This window comes from Bacillus sp. JJ1773 (assembly GCF_036962035.1).
GTDB lineage: Bacteria > Bacillota > Bacilli > Bacillales > Cytobacillaceae > Cytobacillus.
Genome location: NZ_JBALNX010000116.1, coordinates 1 through 8,090 on the forward strand (window position 1 = coordinate 1; position 8,090 = coordinate 8,090).

Genomic DNA, 8,090 nt, shown 5'->3' on the forward strand with positions numbered 1-8,090 from the left:
AAGATTATTGTTGAGAAGAGTAGATGGTCAAAAATCCCATCTATTCGACAAATTTCTAAATCTTTATATTTGATTAAATATGTAAAAGGGGGATAAACCCATGGTGAAAAATGATGTATTTAATGCCCGTAAGTCATTTGAATTAGACGGGAAGCGTTATCATTATTATCATTTAGGTGCTTTAGAAAAAGCTGGTATCGGCAATGTAGCAAATCTGCCGTACTCTATTAAAGTATTATTAGAATCTGTTCTTCGTCAATTTGACGGTCGTGTTATTACGCAAGAACATGTAGAAAACTTAGCAAAATGGGGCACGGATGAAGTTAAAGAGGTTGACGTACCATTCAAACCTTCACGTGTAATCCTGCAAGACTTTACTGGAGTTCCTGCGGTTGTAGATTTAGCATCTCTTCGCAAGGCTATGGCAGACATGGGGGGAGACCCAGATAAAATCAACCCTCTTAAGCCAGTTGACCTTGTTATTGACCACTCTGTTCAAGTTGACCAATTCGGTTCTCCTGAAGCATTAGATGCTAATATGAAGCTTGAATTTGAAAGAAATGCGGAGCGTTATCAATTCCTAAGCTGGGCACAAAAAGCGTTCGATAACTACCGTGCTGTACCGCCTGCTACAGGTATCGTTCACCAAGTAAACCTTGAGTATCTTGCAAGTGTTGTTCATGCAATTGAAAATGAAGATGGAGAATTCGAAGCATTCCCAGACACATTAGTAGGTACTGATTCCCATACAACTATGATCAACGGTATTGGTGTTCTTGGCTGGGGTGTTGGAGGAATTGAAGCGGAAGCTGGAATGCTTGGACAGCCTTCATATTTCCCTGTACCTGAAGTTGTAGGTGTGAAGCTAATTGGAGAACTTCCAGACGGCGCAACGGCTACTGACTTAGCATTAAAAGTAACACAAGTTCTTCGTGCACATGGTGTTGTCGGAAAATTTGTTGAATTTTTTGGTCCTGGCGTCACTGAACTGCCGCTTGCTGACCGCGCAACAATTGCTAACATGGCACCTGAATATGGTGCAACTTGCGGATTCTTCCCAGTTGACGCGGAATCACTTGAATACATGCGCTTAACTGGCCGTTCTGAGGAACAAATTAAATTAGTAGAAACATACTCTAAAGAAAATGGATTATTCTTCGATCCTTCATTAGAGCCAGTTTATACAAATGTTGTAGAGATTAATCTTTCTGATATCGAAGCAAACCTTTCTGGTCCAAAGCGTCCACAGGACTTAATTCCACTTTCAGCGATGAAACAGGAATTTAACAAAGCATTAACTGCTCCACAAGGCAACCAAGGCTTTGGTTTAGATGGAAAGGAAATTGATAAGGAAGTAACAGTTAAATTCAATAATGGCGATACAACAGAAATGAAAACAGGTGCTGTTGCAATTGCTGCCATTACGAGCTGTACAAATACTTCTAACCCATATGTATTAGTTGGTGCTGGTTTAGTTGCGAAAAAAGCCGTTGAACTTGGCATGGAAGTTCCAAAGTTTGTTAAGACTTCTTTAGCACCAGGTTCTAAAGTTGTAACTGGTTACCTTCGTGATTCAGGTCTTCAGCCTTATCTAGATCAATTAGGTTTTAACATTGTTGGTTATGGCTGTACTACTTGTATCGGTAACTCTGGACCACTTAAAGAAGAAATCGAAAAGGCTATCGCTGAAAGCGATCTTTTAGTAACATCAGTTCTTTCTGGTAACCGTAACTTTGAAGGACGTATTCATCCATTAGTAAAAGCTAACTACTTGGCTTCACCACCGTTAGTTGTTGCTTATGCGTTAGCTGGCACAGTGGATATTGACCTTCAGAAGGATGCTATTGGAAAAGATAAAGATGGAAATGACGTGTTCTTTAAAGATATTTGGCCAACTACTGCTGAGGTAAATGAAGTTGTTAAGCAAACGGTAACACCAGAATTATTCCGTAAAGAATATGAGAATGTATTTGGTGACAATGCTCTTTGGAATAAAATCCAAACAAGCAGTGAGCCGCTTTATTCTTTCGATGAAACATCAACATATATCCAAAATCCTCCTTTCTTTGAAGGGTTAAAGGCAGATCCGGATGAAGTGAAGCCATTAAATAGTCTTCGCGTAGTTGGTAAGTTTGGCGATTCTGTTACGACTGACCATATTTCTCCTGCTGGTGCAATTGGCAAGAATACACCTGCTGGTAAATATTTATTAGAAAACGGAGTAGAGGTACGTGACTTTAACTCTTATGGTTCTCGCCGTGGTAACCATGAAGTAATGATGCGTGGAACATTTGCTAATATTCGTATCCGTAACCAAATTGCTCCAGGAACAGAAGGCGGTTTCACTACTCACTGGCCAACTGGTGAAGTGATGTCCATTTACGATGCTTGCATGAAGTACAAAGAAGAAGATACTGGTCTTGTTGTTCTAGCAGGTAAAGATTATGGAATGGGCTCTTCACGTGACTGGGCTGCAAAGGGTACAAATTTACTTGGAATTAAGACAGTTATTGCTGAAAGCTACGAGCGTATTCACCGTTCTAACCTTGTATTGATGGGGGTTCTTCCACTTCAATTCAAAGATGGTGATAGTGCAGAAGCTCTTGGTTTAACAGGAAAAGAAACAATCGATGTTCAAATCGATGAAAATGTAAGACCACGTGATCTAGTAAAGGTAACTGCAACTGATGAAGAAGGCAACAAGAAAGAATTTGAAGTTCTTGTTCGTTTCGATTCAGAAGTAGAAATCGATTACTACCGTCATGGCGGGATTTTACAAATGGTTCTACGTGAAAAATTAGCTAATTAATTTAGTATACAAAAAGCGCGTGGGGTTTCAAATGTTGAAACCTCACGCGTTTTTTTGTTCAAGCACTTATTTTTACAAACATAAAGGACTCTTGTATGTTAATAGAAAGAAAATGTGATTAGGAGGAAAGAGATGGGTGCAATTATGTTAGGCCCCTTTATGCTGAAATATGAATGGATTATTTTTTTTCTTGCCGGTATGACTGCTTATTTATTTATGAAATTCATGTCAAAAGAGGATCGTTCATTTCAGGAACTCTTTTTAAGTTCATTTTTAAACGCTGTTCTGATTGGATTTATCGTTTATAAATTTAGTTCCGTTATTTTTCAGCCAACGGTTATTATAGAAAAGCCATTATCCATTCTTTATTCAACTGGCGGAACAAAGGGCAAACTGCTCGGCCTATTAATCGCAGTTATTTATTTTTATACAAAATATCGAAAAGGAAGCTGGCCGCTTAAGAACTGGTTTACGCATATTGTTTATGGAATTGTCACATTTTTCGTTGCTTTTTGGCTGTTCAGAACCTTATTTTTTCTGCTTGTCTAGGTTACAATACGATTAAATAGATAATAAGGGTGTTGAACAGCAAATGATTAAAAAGATCGTAGCAGCAAGTATTATTTTTGGCTTGATGGCAGCAGCAATTGTTCACGCGATGGATAAGGAAGAACCGAAAACGGAGAACCTTCCAGGGCTAAAGGTTGGATTAAAAGCACCTGATTTTGAATTAAAAAACTTAGATGGCGAAACAGTAAGGCTTTCCTATTATAGAGGGAAAAAGGTGATCTTAAATTTTTGGGCAACATGGTGTCCTCCATGTAAAGCGGAAATGCCTGCAATGCAAAAGTTTCACGAAGAAGTCGGTGATAAAATAATTATACTGGCTGTTAATATTGATCCTGAGTATGATGTTGCTGGGTTTGCCAAGCAGATGGATATTCATTTTCCTATTCTTCTCGATGATAAAGATGAGGTAAATACTGCATATAAAATCTTAACCATTCCAACGACTTTCTTTATTAATGAAAAAGGGATTATTACACATAAGCATTTAAGTGCAATGACAATTGACATGATGAGAGAATATACAAAATAAGAATTCATCAGCTTATGCTGATGTTTTTCTTTTGTAAAATAAAATTTTCGAAAATTTGTAATAATTAAAACGGTTATTGACCATAATAAAAGTTAATATAGGTTTAAAGGAAGGTGACATAAAAATGAGAAAACCACGAAAACGCTCATTCGCCGAACTTGTTTCAGAAAATAAGCGACAAATATTAAAAGATCAGGCAGCAATGGAAAAAATTGAAGAGCGATTAGAAGAAAAGCGATTAAATAAAGCGGAATAACATTCTTTACCATAAATGCCCCCCTCCTCTACTGGACATACTTTTAATAAGGAGGGATTCTTATGAGTAATCCGAAACGAGAATCTGTGCAATATAATCCTAATCATATTGGGACAAAATCGCGCAGCTTTGGTGGAAATAAGGGGAAAAAAATGCAAAGCAATACTGGCGGAGTTCCCCAAGTAATACAAACAAAAGGTGAATAGCTTTCCTTTGAAACGACATACTAACTTTGTATCAGTACATCTTCAATAGGAGGTTATTTATTTATGGCTTATGAAAGTAAACCTAAACCAGATGATCGCAGTGACAATGTTGAAAAACTAAATACGATGGTTGAAAACACAATTGAAAATATGAATGATGCTGAAGAAACGATGCAGTTCGCTGATGGAGAAGAGCGTGCAAAAATTGCCGCTAAAAATGAGCGCCGTAAGGAAAGTATTGAAGCAATGCGCGCGGAAATTCAAGATGAAAGCCAGGCACGGCAAAATGGTTATAAATAAATTAGCTACATTTAGAAGACCTGATCCGAAAGATCAGGTCTTCTTTTAATTCAAATTTTTTTCCCTTTCATTAAGTATGATATGATAGTTGTGGACTATAAAAGAAGAAGTGATGCAGATGGAAAAACAAAGACAGAACAAGTATATGAACAGTCAAATAAGGAATTGGGAATTGGAGTTTCAGCATAATGGTTATATTGAAAATGAAGCTGCAATATTAGCCTTCATCAAAACGTTAAATCAGAATGAAAATTGGGAACTGGTTTCAGAATTACTATCGCTCGCCGGTCGTTCAAGACTAGCAAAAGCAAAGGAAGATACTCTTGGTCTTGCGTGGATACAAAAAGCATATAGCTTAAATCCACATCATTCTAAAACGGCTGAGATCATCGAACAAATGAATTGGAAAAACAAAGAAGTTTTATTAGATATTTTGTCGTTTCCTCCGCTTCGAGAAACAGATAATAAACAAGCGAAATTGCAAACCGTTAATCAGATTCAAGAACAATGTAGGATGTTTTTAGATCAAGCTGAAGAGGAGCGGGAGCAACTTACCAAAACTCAAGATAAACTGACGGATAACCATTTGATCGAATTATATTCAAGCATGAATGAACTGTTAGATACGGCTGAGGAGGAGACATTAAAGCTTCTTAAAGCAAGTGAAGAATACATACAATCCGTTGTGGGAGTCTTTTATCACTCTTCGTATTACGCTGAAATGAGAGAAACTTTAGACCGGATTGAAGAGATTAAGAAGAGCTGGGAATTGCTATTTAAAGAGGAATCATTAGAAGTTGAAACTGCAGCAAACCCACTGGAAGAATTGAAGAAATTGATCGGATTAGAACATGTTAAAGGGCGAGTAAGAGATTTTTACCGATATTTAAAGTATCAGAAGGATAGAAAAGCACTTGGTTTTCAATTAAAAGATGAATTAAGCATGCATATGATTTTGACAGGAAACCCGGGAACTGGGAAATCGACATTAGCAAGGTTACTGGCAAAAATTTATTATCACCTTGGTTCATTATCTAAAGAAGCTGTAGTAGAAGTCGATCGTTCACAGCTAGTCGGCGCTTTTGTTGGGCAAACGGAAGAAAACGTACGGGCTGCAGTCCAAAAAGCACTTGGAGGAGTATTATTTATTGATGAGGCTTATAGTTTAAGAAGAGAAGGACAATCAAGCAATGATTATGGGCAAACGGTCATTGATACCCTCGTGTCATTAATGACAGGCCAAGAATATGGCGGGAAATTTGCTGTTATTATGGCCGGATACCCAGATGAGATGCGTCAGTTCCTTGATGCAAATCCTGGGTTAAGAAGTCGTTTTCCCCAATCGAATTTTATCCATCTGCCTGACTATTCAAATGATGAGCTCATTCAGATTGCCGATAAACTTGCTTTAGATAATGACTATGTTCTGACTGCTGAGGCAAAACAGGAGCTTGAAAAAAGGATTGAAATGGAAAGGGTAGATGATACGTTTGGAAATGCCCGGGCTGTAAAAAACATTGTCTTAGATGCTATTTTTAATAAAGGTGCTCATATTGATGATGGTGACAATTCCATATTAGATTATTCACTGCTCGATAAAACGGATTTTGAAATGACTGCATGCGATGCGCCAATAAATCCTAAAAAACAATTAATGAATTTAATCGGTCTTCAAACGGTAAAAGACGAAGTGAATATGTTAACATCATTTGTAAGGATGCAGCAAATTAGAAGAGAAAAGGGACTTCCATTCGTACCAATCCAGCTTCATTCAGTTTTTATTGGAAACCCGGGAACAGGAAAGACTACCGTTGCCAAAATTTATGCAGAGCTTTTAAAGGAATGCGGATTTTTAAAAAGAGGGCATTTAATTGTTGCAAGCCGAGCAGATTTTGTCGCTGGATATGTCGGACAAACTGCGATTAAAACGAAAAAGAAATTGAAAGAAGCACTTGGCGGAGTCCTCTTTATCGATGAAGCCTATTCCTTATTATCTGGAGTTCAAGGTGACTTTGGCAAGGAAGTCATTGATACTCTAGTTGATGAAATGACAAAGCATAATGAGAACTTAGTTGTCATACTAGCAGGTTATCCGAACGAAATGGAGGCCTTGCTGCAAAGTAATCCGGGGTTGAAATCAAGATTTAAAAAGTTTCTCTATTTTAATGATTACACTGCGGAAGAGCTGCTCCAAATTATTATCAATTATGCTTCACAATTTCAATACGAATTAACAGGAAGTGCGATTGAGTATCTTAAAGGGGAACTTAAGGGAATATCCATAAACGGTAATGGACGATTTGCAACAAATCTAACGGATGAAACAATTCAATCCCAAGCAATGAGGATTCTTGCTGGAGACGATAAGGATACGCTGTTACAAAATGTATCCTATCTAGAAAAAGTAGATTTTGAAACAGCTCTCAAAAGAATGGGAAATGGGGAATAAACATGTTAGTATCAACAAGGGAAATCGAAGTAAGATACGCTGAAACGGATCAAATGGGTGTTGTTTACCATGCTAACTATTTAATTTGGATGGAATTAGGCCGAACCCAGCTCATTAAGGATTTAGGTTTTAATTATGCAGAGATGGAGAAGGATGGGATTATTTCGCCTGTCCTAGATATACAAGCATCCTATAAGAAGCCGCTGCATTATGGTGAAAACGCAATAATAAAAACGTGGATTGAGGAGTATGATGGCTTGCGGGTCAGCTATGGCTACGAAATATATACAGAAGAAGGAGAACTTGCTGTTACAGGCATTTCCAAGCATGTTTGTGTCAAAAAGGAATCATTTCGTCCAATTTCTGTTAAGAAACATTATCCAATTTGGCACGAGGCCTATGAAAAGGCAAAAAAGCAATCTGTTAATGTGTGAAATTTCCTTCTAAATTATCAATATTAAAGAGGAGAGATGCATCTTTGGCATTTGGCATAAAAAAGGAAGAACTGGACGAATGGAAAAGAAAAATCGATCTGGGAGACATCGCTTTTTTAACCCATTATTGGCTAGATGATCGCTTTCCAGACTGTACAACCGTCACCAAAGTTGGATGTAATGATATGGGAAAACTAGTTAAATGGGGAAAGAAGTATGGATTGAGAGCTGAATGGATTCATCAACGGAAGGATGGCTATTCACATTATGATCTTTTAGGTGAGAGGCAGGCTGAAATTCTTGAAAGAGAAGGATTGTTAGAGCAAATTTGGAAATTAAAGTAGTGATAGCGTATATTTTTCCTTTAATACAAATTAACGCTTAAATAAACTTGGTGATAAAAATGTCTAAACCCTTGGTATATATGGGATTGGACATTTTTTATTATATCATATTTACCGTTAAGAAGGATAAAAGCCATATAGTTGAAGAAAATAATTTTCCTATACAAATTTTCTATTTTGTATGGTTACATAG

General features: G+C 37.3%; 9 protein-coding genes. All 9 read left to right on the forward strand.

The features are described from left to right. Positions 1-100 precede the first annotated feature (100 nt). The 9 genes from acnA to V7127_RS24265 all read left to right on the forward strand — a co-directional run bounded on the left by acnA (position 101) and on the right by V7127_RS24265 (position 7,897). Positions 101-2,809, forward strand: coding sequence for an aconitate hydratase AcnA (acnA, locus tag V7127_RS24225; RefSeq protein WP_335345805.1), 2,709 nt, complete (start codon positions 101-103; stop codon positions 2,807-2,809). Between the two features lie 132 nt (positions 2,810-2,941). Next, positions 2,942-3,358, forward strand: coding sequence for a hypothetical protein (locus tag V7127_RS24230; RefSeq protein ID WP_335490626.1), 417 nt, complete (start codon positions 2,942-2,944; stop codon positions 3,356-3,358). Between the two features lie 43 nt (positions 3,359-3,401). After that, on the forward strand, positions 3,402-3,908 hold the full coding sequence (locus V7127_RS24235; protein ID WP_335490629.1) for a peroxiredoxin family protein: 507 nt from the start codon (positions 3,402-3,404) through the stop codon (positions 3,906-3,908). A gap of 124 nt (positions 3,909-4,032) precedes the next feature. Beyond that, a complete protein-coding gene (locus V7127_RS24240; protein ID WP_315668757.1) occupies positions 4,033-4,164 on the forward strand; it encodes an FbpB family small basic protein in 132 nt (43 codons plus the stop codon). Between the two features lie 62 nt (positions 4,165-4,226). Further along, positions 4,227-4,370, forward strand: a complete 144-nt coding sequence (locus V7127_RS24245; RefSeq protein WP_335345802.1) for an acid-soluble spore protein N — start codon at positions 4,227-4,229, stop codon at positions 4,368-4,370. A 63-nt stretch (positions 4,371-4,433) separates the two neighbouring features. Continuing rightward, entirely contained in the window at positions 4,434-4,670 is a 237-nt protein-coding gene (tlp, locus tag V7127_RS24250) for a small acid-soluble spore protein Tlp (RefSeq protein WP_335490631.1), read from the forward strand. A gap of 145 nt (positions 4,671-4,815) precedes the next feature. After that, positions 4,816-7,119, forward strand: coding sequence for an AAA family ATPase (locus V7127_RS24255; RefSeq protein ID WP_335490634.1), 2,304 nt, complete (start codon positions 4,816-4,818; stop codon positions 7,117-7,119). 2 nt (positions 7,120-7,121) lie between these two features. Beyond that, positions 7,122-7,553 (forward strand): acyl-CoA thioesterase, encoded by a 432-nt coding sequence (locus V7127_RS24260; RefSeq protein WP_335490637.1) that lies wholly within the window; start codon positions 7,122-7,124, stop codon positions 7,551-7,553. Positions 7,554-7,597: 44 nt separating this feature from the next. Next, the gene (locus V7127_RS24265) at positions 7,598-7,897 is read left to right on the forward strand and encodes a hypothetical protein (protein WP_335490639.1); all 300 of its coding nucleotides are present in this window, start codon (positions 7,598-7,600) and stop codon (positions 7,895-7,897) included. Positions 7,898-8,090: the final 193 nt, after the last annotated feature.

Coding starts and splice junctions, on each gene's coding strand:
- acnA (WP_335345805.1), top strand. CDS start 101: ATGGTGAAAAATGATGTATTTAATGCCCGTAAGTCATTTGAATTAGAC.
- V7127_RS24230 (WP_335490626.1), top strand. CDS start 2,942: ATGGGTGCAATTATGTTAGGCCCCTTTATGCTGAAATATGAATGGATT.
- V7127_RS24235 (WP_335490629.1), top strand. CDS start 3,402: ATGATTAAAAAGATCGTAGCAGCAAGTATTATTTTTGGCTTGATGGCA.
- V7127_RS24240 (WP_315668757.1), top strand. CDS start 4,033: ATGAGAAAACCACGAAAACGCTCATTCGCCGAACTTGTTTCAGAAAAT.
- V7127_RS24245 (WP_335345802.1), top strand. CDS start 4,227: ATGAGTAATCCGAAACGAGAATCTGTGCAATATAATCCTAATCATATT.
- tlp (WP_335490631.1), top strand. CDS start 4,434: ATGGCTTATGAAAGTAAACCTAAACCAGATGATCGCAGTGACAATGTT.
- V7127_RS24255 (WP_335490634.1), top strand. CDS start 4,816: ATGAACAGTCAAATAAGGAATTGGGAATTGGAGTTTCAGCATAATGGT.
- V7127_RS24260 (WP_335490637.1), top strand. CDS start 7,122: ATGTTAGTATCAACAAGGGAAATCGAAGTAAGATACGCTGAAACGGAT.